Here is a 19,088-nt window from a genome sequence, read left to right as displayed (position 1 = left end):
GATCCGCAACCGTGCGCGAACGCAAGGACAGTGAGCCGGCCATCACCACCGGCACGCCCGTGGGCGTCGTCGGTGCCGGAACGATGGGGATCGGCGTGGCGCAGTGCTTCGCGGAGGCCGGGTACCCCGTGGTGGTCGTCGATCCCGACCCGGTGGCACTCGGCAGCGGCCCGGCCCGACTCCGCGCCGGGGTGCGGATGGCGCAACTGCTGCGGCGTCGCTCCTCCGCACCGGCCGGAGCCGAAACGGGAGCAGGCACCGGAACCGGAACCGGAACCGGAACCGGAACCGGAACCGGAACCGGCGTCGGGGCCGGAGACGGGACGCCCGCGTCCTCCTCTCCGTCCCCCGAGGCGCGTGTCGTCTGGTCGGAGAAGCTCTCCGCCCTCGCCCCCGCCCTCTTCGTGGTCGAGTGCGCGCGCGAGAAGGTGTCGGTCAAGGAAGAGATCCTGCGGCAGCTGGATCAGGTCTGCGGCCCCGACGCGGTCTTCGCCTCCTGCACCTCGTGCATCCCGATCACCCGGCTCGGATCCGTCACCGGCCGTCCCGACCGGGTGATCGGCACCCACTTCATGAACCCGGCTCCCCTCAAGGACGCCGTGGAGGTCATCCGCGCGCCCGGGACCAGTGAGCGGACCGTCCGGCGGACCACGGATCTCCTCGCGGAGCTCGGCAAGCAGGCCCTCGTGGTCCGCGACGCGCCCGGTTTCGTGACGAACCGCGTGCTGATGCTGACGCTCAACGAGGCCGCCACCGTGCTGGGCGAGGGAACGGCCGACGCCGAGACCGTGGACCGCGTCTTCCAGGACTGCTTCGGCCACCCGATGGGCCCTCTGCGTACGGCGGACCTGATCGGGCTGGACACCGTACTCGACTCACTCGAAGTACTGCGCGAGTTCACCGGCGACGAACGCTTCCGGCCATGCGCCCTGCTGGCCCGTCATGTCGCGGAAGGCAACGTCGGCCGCAAGTCAGGCCGCGGTTTCCACCAGTACCCGGCGCAGAGGAACCGTCCGGAACACCATCTCGTCTCGCGGGGAGGAGCCAGCCATGGCTGACCACCAGAGTGTGCGCACCACATTGTCCGCCGCGGGCCGGGAGGTCTGGCGCCACTCGTCCGCCGATCCCACGGATCCGGGCCTGTACGTGGCGGAGGTCGTGGAGATCCACGGCGCCCTGGACGTCACGGCGTTCGAGAAGGCGCTGGCCCAGGTCGTCCAGGAGAGCGACGCGCTGCGCCTGCGGCTGCCGGAGAGCGGTCCGGATACGCGGGGGGCGCCCGCCCTGGAGTCCGCCGACAGCCTGCCGCTGCCGCTGGTCGACGTCAGCGCCGAGCCCGACCCGGTGGCCGCGGCGGAGGAGTGGATACGGGCCCGGCTCACCCGTTCCGCCCGTCCGGCCGGGAACGCGGCATCGGCACAGGCGCTGATCCGCCTCTCCGCGCACCGGTTCCACTGGTTCCACCGGCATCACCGCGCGGTGCTCGACGGCTTCGGCTGCTCACTGATCACCCGCCGGGTCGCGGAGGTCTACACGGCGCGCGCCGAGGGCCGGCCGCCACAGGACTCCGCGCTGGTGTCACCGGCGGTGCTGCTCACGGAAGAGGCCGAGTACCGCGCGTCGGACGACCACGGGCGTGATCTCGCGTTCTGGCGGGAGTATGTCGCGGGCCTGACCGAGCCGGTGACCCTCGCGGAGGAAACGGCGCCGGGTGCCGTGAGCCCCGCAGGCGCCTCCGCCGGGGCTCCGGGCGAACCCGGGCTCCCGTTCGTCCTCACCACCGCCGACACCGACCGCGTGCGCGCGGCGGCCCGCTACAGCGGCACCCCGTCCCGTGCCGTCCTGCTGGCCGCCGTCGCGGCGTACACGCACCGGCTGAGCGGCGGCACGGACCTCGTGCTCGGTCTGCCGGTCGACGGACGGCCGAGCCGGGTCTCCCAGCGTGTGCCGGGCGCCGCCGAGGACATCGCGGCGCTGCGGCTGACGGTGCGCCCCGGTACGGGCTTCGGCCAGCTCGCCCAGCGGGCCGCCCAGGAGAGCCGCCGCGTCCGCGCGCGCCGGCGACTGCGGCACGAGGAACTGTGCCGGGAGCTGGGACTGCCCGGCAGCAGCCCGCGGCTCTACGGGCCCGTCGCCGACATCAGGACCCCGGGCCCGGAGATCCGGTTCGGGGCGCTGCCCGCCGTCACCCGCAAGGTGGGCCACGAACCGGTCCAGGATCTGCGCGTGGTGATCGACGAGCTTCCCGGGGAGAGCCGTCTGCGGATCGCTTTCGAGGGCGCCCCCGGCCGGTACACCGCTGCCCAACTGGCGTCCCACGGACAGCGTTTCGGGCGTCTGCTGTCCGCCGCCGCGGCCGCTCCCGGCCTGCCGGTCGGCACGTTCGATCTCCTGGACACCGGCCTGCGGGCGACCCTGCGCGACTGGACGGGGGCCGTGGAGCGACGCCCTCAGCAGGGCACGCTCACGGAACTGCTGGAGACCGCGGCGGCCCGGCACCCGGAAGCGATCGCCGTCCGGGACCGTACGACACGGCTCACCTACCGCGAACTCCACGAGCGGGCCAATCGCCTGGCCCGTCTGCTGATCCGCCGGGGGGCCGGGCCCGAGCGGGTGGTCGGGCTGCTGCTGCCCCGGTCGACGGAGGCGATCGTCGCGATGCTGGCGGTGCTCAAGACCGGCGCCGCCTATCTGCCGCTCGACCCCGCGTACCCGGCGCAGCGGATCCGTTTCATGGTCGAGGACGCGCGGCCCCGGTGCGTGGTGACCGACACCGCCGCCGGCCGGGCCATCGAGGGCCTTCCGGGCGAGGTGCTCGTACTGGACGACGCGAGGACCGCCGACGAACTGGAGCGCTGCTCCCCGAAGCCGCCCACCGACGCGGACCGCGCCGTGCCGCTGCTGCCCGGGCATCCCGCGTATGTGATCTACACATCGGGATCCAGCGGTACGCCGAAGGGTGTCGTCGTCGCTCATCGCGGGGTCGTGCCGCTGATCGCCTGGGTGGCCGCCGAGTTCGGCGCCCAGGCGCTCGCGCACACGCTGGCCGCCACCTCGTTCAGCTTCGATGTGTCGGTGGCCGAGATCTTCCCCGCCCTGGCCACCGGCGGCAGTGTCGAGGTGGTCGGCAATCTGCTCTCGCTGCTCGACGGTGACCCGCCGCGCTGGTCGGGCGGGCTGCTGTGCGCGATTCCCTCCGTGTTCGCGAAGCTCATGGAGTTCGGCGGCGTGGAACTGTCCGCGAAGACGCTCGCGATGGCCGGAGAGGCGCTCCCCGCCTCCCTCGCCTCCCGCGTGGCGCGGACCATGCCGGGCAGCAGGCTCCTCAATGTCTACGGACCGACCGAGGCCACCGTGTACGCCACGGCCTGGTCCTCCGACGAATCCCCGTCCGGTGACCTTCCGTCAGGGGACCCGCTGTCCGGCGGTGCGCCGCCCATCGGCCGTCCGCTGGCGCATGTGCGGGCGTACGTACTCGACGGGGCGCTCCAGCCGGTGGAGCCGGGCCGGCGCGGTGAGCTGTATCTGGCGGGTGCCGGGCTGGCCCGCGGCTATCTGGGCAGGCCGGGACTGAGCGCGGAACGCTTCGTGGCCGATCCGTTCGGCCCGCCCGGCGGCCGCATGTACCGGACCGGTGATCTCGCCCTCTGGGGCGAGGACGGACAACTGCGCTTCCTGGGGCGGGCCGACGCGCAGGTCAAGGTCAGCGGATTCCGGATCGAGCTGGGCGAGCTGGAGACCGTACTCGCCACGCACCCCGGGGTGAGCGAGGCCATGGCCGCGGTACGGAAGGACGCGACCGGTGACGCACGGCTCGTCGCCTACGCGGTGCCGGTGACGGGGGCCGGGCGTCCGGATCCCGGGGCGCTGCGGGGGTGGGCCGCCGAGCGGCTGCCCGCGTATCTGGTCCCGGGTGAGATACGGCTCGCCGGGTCGCTGCCGCGCACCCCGAGCGGCAAGCTCGACCGCGACGCGGAGCCCGCCGTGGCTTCGGTGCCTGCCGCCGTGCCGGAGCCCGCCGGTGTGCCGGAGCCCGCCGCGCCGGCGCCGGTCGCGGCACCGGCACCCGTCGCCGAGCCCGTCGTACCCGTCACGCCGGCCGAGCCCGCCGCCGTGCCGGAGCCGACGGCTCCCGAGGCGCCCGCGGCGACGCCCGCCGCCGAAGGCCGGGTGGAACAGGTCGCGCGGGTGTTCTCCGAGGTGCTGCGGCAGCCCGAAGTCCCCCTCGACGCAAGCTTCTTCGACCTCGGTGGCGACAGCATCATGTCGATCCAGCTGGTCAGCCGGCTGCGTCAGGCGGGGTTGGTGCTCACCCCGCAGGACATCTTCGAGTACAAGACCGTCAAGGCGCTGGCCGGGGCCGCCCGCGAGACCACGCGTGCCAAGGCCCGGGGCGCCGCGTCGGGCGTCGGTGACGTACCGCTCACCCCGATCATGCGGTGGCTCCGCGAACTGGACGGTCCCGTCGACGGGTTTCATCAGGCCGTGCTGCTCCAGGTCCCCGGCGGGGTGCGTGAGGACCGGCTGACCGCCGCCGTACAGAAACTCCTGGACCACCACGACGCCCTGCGGCTGCGGCTCGACCGGTCGTCGGCCGACTGGCGGCTCTCGGTACGGCCGCCGGGCTCGGTGTCCGGCGCGTCGTGCGTGCGACGGGTCGATGTCCGGGGCGCCGGCGATCTGGAGCGGGTCCTCGCGGACGAGGCCGGCCGGGCGAAGGGACAACTGGACGTCCAGACGGGCGTGCTGGTGCGTTTCGTCTGGTTCGACGCGGGGGACGACGCGCCGGGCCGGCTGCTGTTCATGGCGCACCACCTGGCCTGTGACGGGGTGTCGTGGCGGATCATGGTGCCCGATCTGGTCGGGGCGTACCAGGATCTCGAAGCGGGCCGGGCTCCCGAACCGCGTCCGGTGGAGACATCGTTGCGGCACTGGAGCCGTGCCCTGTCCGCGCAGGCGCGCGAGGAGCGCCGTACGTCCGAACTGCCTTTGTGGACCGGCATATTGTCCGCGCAGGGGCCCCGGCTGGCGAAGCGGCCGCTGGACCCGGCCGTGGACACCACGGGGCGCGCGCGTTCCCGCGCCGTGACGTACGGCGCCGACCGGGCCCGGCATCTGTTCAGTACGATCCCGGCGGCTTTCCACTGCGAGATCAACGATGTGCTGCTGACCGCCCTGGCGCTGGCGGTACAGCGCTGTGCCGGCAGTGAGCGGGACGTGGTGATCGATGTGGAGGGCCACGGCCGTGAGCCGGTCGTCCCCGACGCCGATCTGTCGCGCACGGCCGGCTGGTTCACCAGCATGTATCCGATACGGCTCGCGCCCGGCGCCGCCGACGCCCCGGGCCGGCGCGACTCCCGCCGGGAACTGGGCCGTGCGCTGCGGCGGGTGAAGGAGCAGTTGCGGGCGATCCCGGACAAGGGCATCGGCTTCGGTCTGCTGCGCTTCCTGAACCCGGAGACCTCGGGCGCGCTGGCCGCGGCCCCGCCACGGGAGATCGGGTTCAACTACTTCGGACGGTTCCTGCTGCCCGCCGCGTCGGGAGAGCAGGACTGGGGACCGGCGCCGGAGACGGGCATGACCGCGGGGGCCGACGCGGACATGCCGCTGGCCCACCCGCTGGAGATCACCGCACTGACCCAGGACACGGCGCGGGGACCGGAACTCGGCGTCAGTTTCACCTGGCCCGAGGGCATTCTCGACGAGCGGCTGGTCGACGAGCTGGCGGACACCTGGTTCGAGATCCTGGACGCGCTGGCGGCGCACGCCGCGGAGCCCGGAGCGGGCGGCCGTACGCCGTCCGACTTCCCGCTGGCGAACCTCGGCCAGGATGAGGTCGAGCGGCTGGAGCGCGACTATCCCGGCCTGGAGGAGATCCTTCCGCTGTCGCCCCTCCAGCAGGGGTTGCTGTACCACGTCCTGGTCAGCGGATTGGGCGTGGACGCCGAAGCGGATACGGACGCTGACGCGGATACGTACCAGGGCGCGCCGGAAGGTGCGGACGAGGCGGACGCGCCGGCCGGTGAGCACAACGTCTACACCGTGCAGGTGTGGCTGGAACTCGTCGGCGATCTGGACCCGGGCCGGCTGCGCGCCGCGGGCCGGGCACTGCTGCGGCGGCACACCAACCTGAGCGCCGCCTTCGTCCACGAGGGCCTGGCCGAGCCGGTCCAGGTGTTCGGAGCCGCGGCCGAACTGCCCTGGCGTGAGGAGGATCTGAGCGCGTTCGCGGAGGACGGGCGCGAGACGGAGATCGACCGGCTGCTGGGGCTTGAGCGCAACCGCCGCTTCACCCCGACCGCTCCGCCGATGATGCGGCTGATGCTGATCCGGTTGGCGGACGACCGCCACCGGGTTGTGCTGACGACCCATCACATCCTGATGGACGGCTGGTCGTTGCCCATCGTGCTGCGGGAGCTGTTCGCCCTCTACCGGGAGGCCGGCGGCGAGGGCTCCGTCACGGCCGCGGATCTGCCGGCCACCACCCCCTTCCGCGAGTACCTGTCGTGGCTCGCCCGCGTCGACGGCGCGGAGGCGGAGGGCGCGTGGCGGGAGGCGCTGTCGGGGCTGACGGCGTCGACCCGGGTCGCGCTGGAGGAGGGTACGGCGGAGCCGATGGCGCCGCGCAACGTCACCGTGGAGCTGAGCGCGGAGACGACCGTGGCCCTCGTCGACATGGCCCGCCGCCACGGCGTGACGACCAACACCGTGCTCCAGGCGGGCTGGGGCATCCTGATGGGCCAGGAGACCGGCAACACCGATGTGGTGTTCGGCTCCGTGGTCTCGGGGCGGCCCGCGGAACTCGCCGGCGTGGAAACGATGGTGGGGCTCTTCATCAACACCGTACCGACCCGGGTCCGGCTGGATCCGGCGGAGTCGCTGGGCGCTCTGCTGGTCAGGCTCCAGCGGGAACAGGCGCGGCTGCTGCCGTACCACCACATCAGCCTCGGTGAGATCCGGCGGATCACGGACGTGGGGAACCCGTTCGACACGGTCATGGCGTTCGAGAACTACCCCCTCGACACGGAGGAGCTGGCCGAACCCGCCCCCGGTCTGAAGCTGGCGCGGGCCTATGGCGACGACGCTCCGCACTTCCCGCTGAACCTGGTGGTGTCCGCTCGCGGCGAGCGGCTGCTGCTGCGGTTCGACTACCGTCCGCATCTGATGGAGCGCGACCGGGTGGCATCGCTCGCGGACCGGTTCGCCCGGCTGCTGACGACGGCGGCGACCGAGCCCACCCGGAGCGTCGGCGGCTTCATGGCACGCGGCGGGACGGCCGCCGGGACGGTCGGCGAGACCGCTGCCGGGCATGCCGGGACGGCGGCCGAGGGGTTGCTCGTGGGCACACAGCGGGCCCCGGAGAGCGGAATCGGCGTCCTGCTGCCGCTGCGTGAGTCGGGCGACAGGCCGCCGCTGTTCTGTGTCCACCCGGCGGCCGGAATAGCCTGGTCGTACGCGGGTCTCACCGGGCCGCTGGGTACGGACCAGCCCGTGTACGGCTTGCAGGCGCGGGGCCTTGACGGCGAAGAGGTGCTGCCCGCGTCCTTGCAGGAGATGGCGGCGGACTACGTGGATCACATCCGGTCCGTGCAGCCCACCGGCCCCTACCAGCTGCTGGGCTGGTCGTTCGGCGGTCTGGTGGCGCACGAGATGGCGGTGCAGCTCCAGTTGAGCGGGGAGGAGGTCGGTCTCCTGGCGGTTCTGGACGCCTATCCCGCGGACCGGGAGAAGGACAGCGCGGTCCTGCGGACGGCGCGGGTGACCGGCGGGGACGTGCTGGCGATGGTGCTGGAGTTCTTCGGCTACGACCCCGCCGGCTGGGCGGGCGAGTCGCTGACCTATCCGCGGTTCGTGGAGATCGCCCGCGAACAGACGGGGCTGCTGGCCTCGTTCGACGAGCAGCGGGTCGCCGCGGTCGCCCGGATCTTCGCCAACAACTCCGCGCTCTCGTACGCCCACAAGCCCGGCCGGTTCGCCGGCGACCCGCTGGTCTTCACCGCCCGGGAGACCTCCCCGGAGGTCGCCCGCGACCTGTGGCGGCCGCTGGTCGACACCGGCGGGGTCGAGATACTGCCCATCGACTGCACCCACGGTGAGCTGGGGCGGCCCGGCCCGCTGGGCGATGTCGCCCAGGTGCTCTCCCAGCGGCTGAAGGCCCGTCCGGCCACACCGGGGAACGTCGTATGAGGCAGGGTACGGAGCCGGGGAACACGGCGGACCGCCCCGGCTCCGTCCCTCTTTCCACCGCGCAGTACGGGGTCTGGCTGGGGCAGCAGTTCGCCCCGCCGGCCCGGTACCACGTGGCGGCCGGTTTCGAGGTGTCCGGAGATCTGGACCCCGGGCTCTTCGAGACGGCCTTTCAGCTCACGGTGGCGGAGGCGGAGCCGCTGCACGCCCGGTTTCCCGCCGTGGACGGGGCGGAACCGCGGCAGCGAGTCGGGCCGTTGCCGTCGTGGGACATCCCGCGGGTCGATCTGCGGCGTGAACCGTTCCCGATGGCCGCCGCGGTGGAGTGGATGCGGGCCGACGCGGCGCGCCCGTTCGACCTCGCGGCCGGTCCGCTCTTCCGCACCGCGTTCATCCGGCTCTCGGAGGAGCGGGTCTGCTGGTATCTGCTCTGTCATCACCTGGTCATGGACGGTCTGGGGGGCGCGCTCTTCGCCCGGCGCCTCGGCGAGATCTACGCGGCGCTGGAGCGCCGCGAGGACCCGGAGCCCGGCCCCCGGGTACCGCTGGAGGCGCTGCTGCGGGCGGAGTCCGGCTACCGGGCCTCGCCGGAGTTCGGCGCCGACCGCGCCTACTGGACCGCGAGGATGGCGGACGCGCGGCCCGCGCCGGTCCACGCCATGCCGGTCCATCCGGCGCCGGTCCACCCCATGCCGGTCCATCCCGCGGCGGACGCTGTGAGCGGGGTGGCATCGCGTGGCGTCGCCCGGCTTCCGGCGGCGGGCCTCGCCGAGCTGCGGCTGCTGGCCCGCAGGCTCGGAGTGCGGTGGCCGGTGGTGGCCACCGCCGCGGCGGCACTGCTGGCACACGCGCGCGACGGAGTGGGCGGCGGCGAGGAGGTGGTGCTCGGGCTGCCGGTCGCAGGCCGTACGGGTGCCGTGGCCCGCGCCCTGGGCGGTATGACCTCGAATGTGCTGCCGTTGCGGGTGCCGGTCTCCGTCGACCGGCCGGCGGCCGAGCTGGTGCGGGCCGTGGACGCGGAGATGACGTCCGCGCTCACGCATCAGCACTACCGCGCCGAGGACCTGCACCGCGATCTGGGCCTGACCGGCACCGGGCGGGCGCTGTACGGGCTCGCCGTGAACGTGATGCCCTTCAGCTTCGGACGGCGGTTCGCGGACCGGCCGATGACGATGCACCATCTCGCCGTGGGCCCGGTGGAGGACCTGTCCGTCACCGTCCACCCGGAGACACAGCGCTCCGGTCTGCGCGTCGACCTCTACGCCGATCCGGCCCGGTACGGGGCGCGCGAGGCCGCCGCCGAGGCGCGGCGTTTCGTCCGGCTGCTGAGCGGGCTGATCGCTCAACCCGACCGCCCGGCAGGGGAGTTCGGTCTGCTGTCGGCCGGAGAGCGGCGACGGACGGTGCCCCGCGCCGCCACCCCGCTGCCCCGGCCCTCCGCCACACTGCCGCTGCTCGTCGAGCGCTGGGCGGCGCGGACGCCGGAGGCCCCCGCGGTCAGCTGCGGGCTGGACATGCTGTCGTACGGGGATCTCAACGCCCGTGCCAACCGGCTGGCACGGGCGCTGATCCGGCGCGGCGCCGGCCCCGGGAACACCGTCGCCGTTCTGCTGCCGCGCTCCGTCGACCTGGTCACGGCCATTCTCGCGGTGAGCAAGACAGGCGCGGCGTATCTGCCCATCGATCCGGCCTGGCCCGCCGACCGCGTCGGCATGATCATGGCGGACGCCCGGCCGGTGTGTGTGCTCACGCCCGACGATCCGGCCGGACCGCCGGCGGAGTTCTCGTCCGCCGACCCGGTCGACGCGGACCGTACGGCGCCACTGACGCCCGGCCATGCCGCGTACGTCATCTACACCTCGGGCTCCACCGGCCTGCCGAAGGGCGTGGTGGTCGAGCACCACAGTGTGGTGTCGCTGCTGGAGGGCGCCGCGGCCGGGTTCGGGTTCCACGCCCAAGACGTGTGGACGATGTTCCACTCCTGCGCCTTCGACTTCTCCGTATGGGAGATGTGGGGAGCGCTGGCACACGGCGGGCGGCTCGTCGTCGTCCCCCACGAGGTGAGCAGGTCGCCCCGGGAATTCCTGGACCTGCTGGCCCGGGAGCGGGTGACGGTGCTGAATCAGACGCCGTCCGCCTTCTACGCGCTGGCGGCGGCCGACGACGAGGAGCCGGACCGGGGCCGGGACCTGGCGCTGCGCTGGGTGATCCTCGGTGGTGAGGCACTGCGGCCCGCCCGGCTGCGGTCCTGGTTCGGACGGCGCGGCGACGCCGCGCCGGTCGTGGTCAACATGTACGGCATCACCGAAGTCACGGTCCACGCCACCCGGCTCGACCTGACGGCCCGTCATGGCGCCGAACCGGGCAGTCCGGTCGGAACCGCTCTTCCCGGAACGCGCCTGTACGTGCTGGACGGACGGCTGCGTCCGGTGCCGCCCGGGACGGCGGGGGAGCTGTATGTGGCCGGCCCCGGAGTGGCCGCGGGCTATCTCGACCGGCCCGGTCTCACCGCCTCACGGTTCGTCGCCGATCCCTTCGGGCCGCCGGGAACGCGGCTGTACCGCTCGGGCGACCTCGTACGGTGGCGGCCGGACGGCGGTCTGGAGTACCTCGGCAGGGCCGACGACCAGGTCAAGGTACGCGGCTTCCGTATCGAGCCCGCCGAGATCGAGTCCGCTCTGCTCGCCGTGCCCGGGGTGGCCCAGGCGGTGGTGGCCGCCGTACCGGACGACGGCGCACACGGCACTGGCGGCGGTGACGCGCGGCTGGTGGCGTACGTGGTGCCCGCGCGCGGTGCGACGTCGGGCCACCCGGGCCCCTTCACCGCGCGGCTCCGGGAACACCTGCGCGAGCGGCTGCCCGGCCACCTCGTCCCCGCGTTGTTCGTGCCGCTGGAGTCGCTGCCGCTCACCGCCAACGGCAAGCTGGACCGGGCGGCGCTGCCAGCCCCCGCCCCGGCGCCGCCCGCACGCGCCGCGGGCTCGCCCGGTACCCCTCAGGAGCGGCGGCTCGCCTCCCTGTACGCGGAACTCCTCGGCACGGTACCGGTCGGGCCGGAGGACGGCTTCTTCGATCTCGGCGGTGACAGTCTCCGCGCGACGCGGCTGGTCAGCGCCGTGCGCGAGAGGTTCCGGGTGGAGCTGGACGTACGGGACGTGTTCGCGCATCCGACGGTGGCGGATCTCGCCGCGCACCTGTGGCGACACGCCCCGGACGCCGGCCCGGACCTGCACAGGGACATCGGCCCGGAGGCGGACCCGGACCCGGAACCGGGCGGGACCGAGCCGTCCGGTCCCTCCTCCGGCGCGGTGACGGACGGCCGTCCCGGGCACATCCCGCTCTCCTTCGCGCAACGGCGGTTGTGGTTCCTGCACTCGCTCACCGGCCCGGACAGCGCCTACAACGTGCCGTTGGTGCTCCGCCTGACCGGCGAGGCCGACGAGGAGGCGCTGCGAGCGGCGCTCACCGATCTGACGGAGCGTCATGAGACGCTGCGCACCGTCGTCCAGGAGGCGGCCGGCGGACCGGTCCAGCGGGTGCTGTCACCGGCGGACGCCCATCCCCGGCTGATCGTGACGCGGACCGGGCCGGCCGAGGCGGCGGAGGCGCTCGCCGCGAGCGCCCGGTACGCCTTCCGGCTGGACGCCGAATGCCCCTTGCGGGCCGAGCTGTTCAGCACCGGCTCCGGTGAACAGGTGCTGCTGCTCCTGCTGCACCACATCGCCTGCGATCACGCCTCGCTCGCTCCGCTGCTGGCCGATCTCCGTACGGCTTACACGGCCCGGCTGCGGGGTCTGGAGCCCGACTGGCCGCCCCTGTCGGCGCGGTACGCGGATTTCACCCTGTGGCAGCGCGGATCGCTCGGTACGGACGGCCACCCCACGCCGCGCGCGGAGCGCGGGCTCGCGCACTGGACCCGGGTCCTGGACGGACTGCCGGAACGGATCCAGCTGCCCGCCGACCGTACGGCGGGGGCGGCGGACGGAGCGGCGGCGGACGGCGGAGACACCGTCACGTTCCGCGTCCCCGCCGCGGTGCACACCCGACTCGCGGAGCTGGCGGCGGCGGAGCGCGCCAGTGTGTTCATGGTGGTGCACGCCGGACTGGCCGAGCTGCTGACCCGGCTCGGCGCGGGTACGGACATCCCGGTCGCAACGGCGGTCTCGGACCGCGCCGACGCGCGCTGGGACGAGATCGTCGGATTCTTCGTGAACACGCTGGTCCTGCGCACCGACACCTCCGACCCCACGGGAACACTGACGTTCCGTCAGCTGCTGAAGCGAGTCCGGGAATCCGATCTGGCGGCCTTCGCCCATCAGGACATCCCCTTCGACCTGGTCGTGGAGGCGCTCGCACCGCACCGTTCCGCGAGTGGGCAGGCGCTGTTCCAGGTGATGCTGGTCGTCACGGCGGCGCCTCCGCGACAGCTCGAACTCCCCGGTCTTTCCGCCGAGATCGGCACGGTCGGCACCGGCGCCGCCAAGTTCGACCTCTCCGTGAGCCTGCACGAACACCGTGGCCCGGATGGCGCCTGCCTGGGAATGGACGGCGTACTGGACTTCCGGACGGGACTGTTCGACCGGGCCACCGCGCACGCCATCGGGGACCGGTTCGCGCGGCTGCTGGCGTGGGTGGCCGCCGGACCCGACCGGCCCGTCCACCTCGCCGGCATCCTGGAGACCGGGGAGCGCGACCGGCTGCTCACCACGTGGGGCGCCTCCCCGGTCTCCGTACCGCTCACACATGACACCGTGCCACGGAGATTCGCCGAGCGGGCGCGCCGTACCCCCGACGCCCCCGCGGTCCGCGCGTCCGGTCAGGTGCTGACCTACGCGGAGCTGGACGCCGGGTCCGACCGGCTGGCCGGCCGGCTGGCCGCCCGCGGTGTCGGTGCGGAGACCAGGGTCGCGGTCCTGATGGAGCGCGGCGCGGACTTCGTGGTGGCGGTGCTGGCGATCCTCAAGTGCGGTGGCGCCTATGTGCCGTTGGACTCACGGTCACCGCGTGCCCGGCGGGAGAGGGTGATCGCCGAGTCGGGCGCGCGGGTGATGGTCATCGGCGCGGCCACGCCCCCCGACGCCGTGCGTTCCGGCGGCTCGCCCGGTGGCGGTGGCGGTCCGCGCCTCATCGACGTACGCGATCCGGGCCCGGCGACGGTGTCCGATACGGGGCGGCCGCTGCCGGTGGGCAGCCCGGCCGCCCTGGCCCAGGTCATCTACACCTCCGGTTCGACCGGTGTGCCCAAGGGAGTGGCCGTCACCCATGGCGATGTGCTCGCTCTCGCGCTGGACAGGTGCTGGGAGGAGAGCCGGCCGCAGCGGATTCTGATGCACTCCCCGCTGTCCTTCGACGCGTCCACCCTGGAGGTATGGGTTCCGCTGCTGAACGGCGGGGAAGTGGTGGTGGCCCCGCCCGGCGAACTGGACCTGGCGACGCTGGAACGCCTGATCACCGGTACGGGCGTCACCACCCTGTGGCTCACGGCCGGTCTCTTCCAGCTCGTCGCGGAGGAGAACCCGGGCTGTCTGCGTGAGCTGGACACGGTATGGACCGGGGGAGACGTGGTGGCGCCGCGCGCCATGAGCGCGGTACGCCGGCACTGCCCGTCCACTCGCGTGGTGAACGGCTACGGGCCGGCGGAGGCGACGACGTTCACGACCCGGTATCCGCTCACCGGCCCCGACCCGGCCGGTTCCGGGGACCGGAGCCTCCGGCCGGGTGTGCCGATCGGACGTCCGCTGGACGGCGTCCGCGTCTACGTGCTCGACCGCTTCCTGCGGCCCGTACCCGCAGGGGTGACGGGCGAGTTGTATGTGGCGGGCGCGGGTGTCGTGCGCGGATATCTGAACCGGCCCGGACTGACCGCCGAGCGGTTCGCGGCCGACCCGTTCGGGCCGCCGGGGGCGCGGATGTACCGTACCGGCGATCTGGTGCGGTGGTTGCCCGACGGCGTGCTGGCGTTCGTGGGCCGTGCGGACGGTCAGGTGAAGCTCCGCGGGTTCCGGATCGAGACCGACGAGGTCGCCTCCGTACTGGCCGGGTGGGGCGGGGTGGGCCAGGCCGTGGTGGTGCTACGGGAGGACCGGCCGGGGGAGCGGCGCCTGGTGGCGTACGTGGTCCCGGAGGAGGGCCGGAAAATCGACGAGGCCGCGGTGCGGGAGCACGCGGCCGGAGTGCTGCCCGAATACATGCTGCCGCGGGCCGTCGTCGTGCTGGACCGGCTGCCGCTGACCCGGCATCACAAACTCGACCGGGCCGCGCTGCCCGCGCCGCCCCGGGCCGTCGTGGTCTCGGCGGCCCCGCGCACCGCACGGGAACGCGTGCTGTGCGGCATTGTCGCGGAGCTGCTCGGCGAGGAGTCGGTGGGGGTCGGTGACGAGTTCTTCCGGCTCGGGGGCGACAGCATCACGGCCATTCAGCTGGTCAGCCGGGCCCGCGACGCCGGTCTGCGGATCAGTGTGCGCGATGTCTTCCGCTATCCCAGCATGTCCCAACTGGCCCGGAAGGCCGAGGAGTTCGTGGCGGACACCGTCCCGGCGCCGTCCGGGGAGGGCGACGCCGGCGGCGTGCTGCCGCTGACGCCGATCATGCGCTGGTGGCGGGAGCGGCCGGGCGGTGATCCCGCGTCCTTCAGCCAGTGCGTCACGCTGCGGACCCCGCCGGGACTGACCCGCGAGCAACTGGCCGACTCCCTACAGGCCCTGCTGGACCACCATGCGGCGCTGCGCCTGCGCCTCGGCCCCGGAGGCCCGGACGACGCGAACGACAACCCCGACACCCCCGGCACGCCCGACAGCCCTGACGGCCCCGACAGCCCTGACACCCCGGATTCAGCGGACCGGCCCAATGGACCGGCCGGCCGGGGCAGTCCGGGTGATCCGGCCGGGTGGACGCTGGAGGTCCTGCCACCCGGAGCGGTGCGGGCGGCGGACCGGGTGCACCGGATCGACGCCGCCGACGACTGGGCCGCTCTGCCCGTACTGCTCTCCGACGCGGCCCGCGCGGCCCGGAGCCGTCTGGATCCCGCCGTGGGAGGGATGGTGGCGGCGGTGTTCCTCGACGCCGGGCCCGTACGGCCGGGCCGGCTGGTCCTCGTCGTACACCACCTGGCCGTCGACGGGGTGTCCTGGCGCATTCTGCTGCCGGACCTCGCCGCCGCTCACCGGGACATCGCCGCCGGCCGGCCTCCCGTACCGCCCGCCGCCGGGACTCCGTTCCGCGACTGGGCCGGCTATCTCGCCGGGCAGGGCGAAAGCGGCGCGCGGCAGGGTGAGCTGGCGCTGTGGAAGGAGGCGCTGTCCGGGAGCGACGCGCTGACGGACGCACCGGTCCCGGAGGAGGAGGGCACGGTGCGGCGGTTCGGGGTGACGCTGTCGCCCGAGCGCACCCGCCCCCTGCTGACCGAGGTGGGGGCGGCCTTCCACTGCGGTGTGGAGCCCGTACTGCTCACCGGGCTGGCCCTCGCGATGGAGGAGTGGCGGCGCCGCCGGGGCCGGGCGACCGGCGGGGACTCCCGTGGTGTGGTCGTCGAGCTGGAATCGCATGGCCGCGCCGAGGTGGCCGGGGTCGATCTGTCACGGACGGCCGGCTGGTTCACCAGCATGTTCCCGGTCCGGCTGGAGCACACCGGATGCGTCTGGGCGGACGTCTGGATGGCGGGCCCGGCGCTCGGCCGGGCACTCAAGCGGGTCAAGGAGCGCTTGCGGGCCGTGCCCGATCTGGGCATCGGCTACGGCGTGCTGAGATATCTCGACCCGGTGGCGGCGCCCGAGCTGTCCGCTCTCGGCGCGCCCCGCGCCGGGTTCAACTACCTGGGGCGGATCGCCGCGGAGGGCCGCGAGGACTGGGACATCACCGCGGAGTTCACCACGCTGCCCGAGACGGACACGACGCACACGCCGCCCGGTGCGCATCTCCTCGACCTCAACGCGGTGACCGTCGACGGTCCTGCCGGACCCCGGCTGAGCGCCGAGTGGTCGTGGACCGAGACGGCGTTCACGGAGACGGAGATCCGCGAGCTGGCGGAGCTGTGGTTCACCGCGCTCGACGCCCTCGTCGTGCACGCCAGGACCCCCGGGGCGGGCGGACACAGCCCATCCGATCTGCCTCTGGTTCCGCTGGAGCAGACGGAGATCGAGCACCTGGAATCGGCCTACCCCGGGCTCGTGGACGTGCTTCCGCTGACACCCCTTCAGCAGGGGCTGCTCTTCCACTCGCTGTACGCGCCGGACAGCCCGGACGTCTATCAGGCGCAGCTCGTGCTGCGTCTGCGGGGCGATGTGGACGGAGACGCGCTGCGTGCCGCGGGGGCCGCGCTGCTGGAGCGGCACCCCAATCTGCGGGCGGCGTTCGTCCATCACGATCTGCCCCGCCCGGTCCAGGTGGTGCCAGGGGCGCTCGTACCGGAGTGGCGTGAACTCGACCTCGGCACGGTGTCGGACGGGCGCCGGGAGCGTGTCTTCGACCGGATCACCCACGCCGATCTGCGCAGGCGTTTCGAGCTGGACCGCCCGCCGCTGCTGCGCTTCACCCTGTTCGCCTGGGGTACTGGCGAACACCGGCTGGTGCTGACCCACCATCACCTGGTGCTGGACGGCTGGTCGATGTCGTTGCTGATCGGTGAGTTGTTCGCGCTGTACGCACACGGGGGCGCCCCTGACGCGCTGCCCGCGGTGACCCCCTACCGCGAGCATCTGTCCGCGCTGGCGGCCCAGGACCGTGCCGCGGCCCGGAACGCCTGGCGGACCGCTCTCGCCGGCGCCGAACCGCCGTCCCTCCTCGCCGGAACCGGCTCAGGCTCCGGCTCCGGCTCCGGGACCGAGACCGTCGTCGGTGGTGGCGTGGTGCCCGTACGGTCCGTGGAGTTCACCCTGCCGGACGCGCTGACCGCGTCCCTGCGCGGCCTCGGCGCGTACGGTCTGACGCTCAACACGGTGGTCCAGGGGGCGTGGGCACTGCTGCTGGCCCGGCAGGGCGGGGTACGGGATGTGGTGTTCGGCACCACCGTCTCGGGCCGCCGCCCGGAGATCCCCGGTGTGGAGTCGATGATCGGGCTGTTCATCAACACGGTTCCGGTGCGGCTGAGGATCGATCCGGCCGAGTCCGTCAGGGACTTGCTGGTGCGCTTCCAGGACGAGCAGGCCGGGCTGCTGGCGCACCAGCATCTGGGGCTGGGGGACATCCAGCGGCTGGTGGGGCGGCGTGAACTGTTCGACACGCATGTGGTCTTCGAGAACTATCCGCTGGACCGCGTGGGCCTGGCCCGTGCCGCGCCGGGGCTGCGGCTGGTGCACAGCGAGGGGCGGGACGCCACGCACTACCCGCTGACACTGGCGGCCTTCGCCGGCGACGGCCCGCTGACACTGCGGCTGGGCCACCGCCCGGACGCGGTGGACGGCCCCCGGGCCGAGCGGATCGCGGCGGAGCTGCCTCGCCTGCTGGGGGCGATCGCCGTCGCGCCCCACGATCCGGTGGGAGGCCTGCTCGGCGCCGATCCCTGAACTTCCCGTCCCCTGGCCCCCGTCCCCTGCCCCCCGTCCCCTGACCCCCCGTCCCCTGACCCCCCCCGTCCCCTGAACTACCCGTCCCCTGAATTACCGTCCCCGGCTCCCGGCCCCTGAACTCCCCACCCGTTCCCCGGCCTTTGCCCCGCTCCTGCGAGAGGAATGATCTGTTGTGAGCACGAACCCATTCGACGACACGGACGGTGTCTTCCATGTGCTGGTCAACGACGAGGGCCAGCACTCCCTGTGGCCTTCCTTCAGTCCGGTCCCGGCGGGCTGGACGGCGGCGCTGAGCGAGGTGGACCGTCGGACCGCCATCGACTTCGTCGAGGAGAACTGGACCGACATGCGTCCGCGCACGCTGCGGGAGACATCGGACACCCCCGCCTGATACCCGATGGCCGCAACGGGACTTCGGATAATATTGCTGAGGGTGGAGCCGGAATCGGCTCGTGACTGACGGATCGTCCGTCTGCCGGAGGCGCCCCGCTTCTGGGAATGCGCGAGGGGTGTGCCCGACGGTGACACTGTGGAAGCGTCATGGCCTGCTGTTCGGTGCCGGAATCCTGTGCATCGCGGTGAACGTCCAAGGCATCGGACCGCTGTGGTACACGGGCGTCGCGCTGCTCGCGGCAGGGCTGTTCCTGCGCTGGGCCCTGGTACGGAACCAACGCCCGTCCGGGGACCGGCGACCCGTGCTGGTCCGGTTGCCCGCCACCGGTCGGTGGACGGCGCTCAACGGACCCGCCACGAAAATCCCGAGCCATACGCACAGCCACGCCCAGACCTTTGCCGTCGACCTGATTCACAACCCGCCGCGGGGCGACGCGGACACACCGCACACCCCGCCCCCCAACCGGTACTGGCCCCTCGCCCGGCGTCCGCGTTCCTATCCGTCCTTCGGCAGGCCGCTGCTCGCCCCGGCCGACGGAGTGGTCGTCGCGGAGGCGAGACGCCAGCGCGACCACCTGAGCCGGACGTCACTGCCCGGCATGGCCTTCCTCTACCTGGAGGCCTTTGTGCGGGTCATGGGATGGCCGTGCCATCTGCTGGGGAACCACCTCGTGCTGGATATCGGCGACGGTGTGTACGCGGTCTACGCGCACCTGCGGCGCGGCTCCTTCCGGGTGGGCGTGGGCGACCGTGTCACGGCGGGGCAGGTGCTCGCGGAGTGCGGGAACTCCGGCAACTCGTCCGAGCCGCACCTCCACTTCCAGCTGATGGACGGCCCGGACGTGATGACCGCGCGCGGTGTGCCGTTCGAGTGGCGCTACCACGATGACGAGGGGAACGAACGCCGCGGTGTGCCGGAGGACTTGACCCACTTCTCCTCGGACCGGCCGGTAGCGCTGAGCGACTGAGCCACCCGAGGTCACCGGAGGCGATCCGAGATCCCCG

At 73.2% G+C, this 19,088-nt stretch carries 5 protein-coding genes; all 5 read left to right on the top strand.

Going from position 1 to position 19,088, the window contains the following annotated elements:
• Positions 1–11 precede the first annotated feature (11 nt).
• The 5 genes from ACZ7LS_RS12470 (at position 12) to ACZ7LS_RS12450 (ending at position 19,051) form a co-directional block, all read left to right on the top strand.
• Positions 12–1,058, top strand: a complete 1,047-nt coding sequence (locus tag ACZ7LS_RS12470; RefSeq protein ID WP_469448318.1) for a 3-hydroxyacyl-CoA dehydrogenase family protein — start codon at positions 12–14, stop codon at positions 1,056–1,058.
• Positions 1,051–8,187: an amino acid adenylation domain-containing protein gene (locus ACZ7LS_RS12465; protein WP_385129584.1), complete on the top strand. Its 7,137-nt coding sequence runs from the start codon at positions 1,051–1,053 to the stop codon at positions 8,185–8,187. Before ACZ7LS_RS12470 ends, ACZ7LS_RS12465 begins: the two co-directional genes overlap by 8 nt.
• On the top strand, positions 8,184–17,687 hold the full coding sequence (locus ACZ7LS_RS12460) for an amino acid adenylation domain-containing protein (protein WP_385129582.1): 9,504 nt from the start codon (positions 8,184–8,186) through the stop codon (positions 17,685–17,687). The genes ACZ7LS_RS12465 and ACZ7LS_RS12460 overlap by 4 nt, the downstream gene beginning before the upstream one ends.
• A 175-nt stretch (positions 17,688–17,862) precedes the next feature.
• A complete protein-coding gene (locus ACZ7LS_RS12455; RefSeq protein ID WP_356513552.1) occupies positions 17,863–18,081 on the top strand; it encodes an MbtH family protein in 219 nt (72 codons plus the stop codon).
• Between the two features lie 130 nt (positions 18,082–18,211).
• Complete coding sequence (locus ACZ7LS_RS12450) at positions 18,212–19,051, top strand: M23 family metallopeptidase (protein WP_385129580.1); 840 nt, start codon at positions 18,212–18,214, stop codon at positions 19,049–19,051.
• Positions 19,052–19,088: the final 37 nt, after the last annotated feature.

The sequence above is a fragment of the Streptomyces sp. NPDC039430 genome, assembly GCF_055639435.1.
The sequence above is the reverse complement of the archived record's forward strand: the minus strand, read 5'-3'. Positions and strand labels throughout refer to the sequence as shown.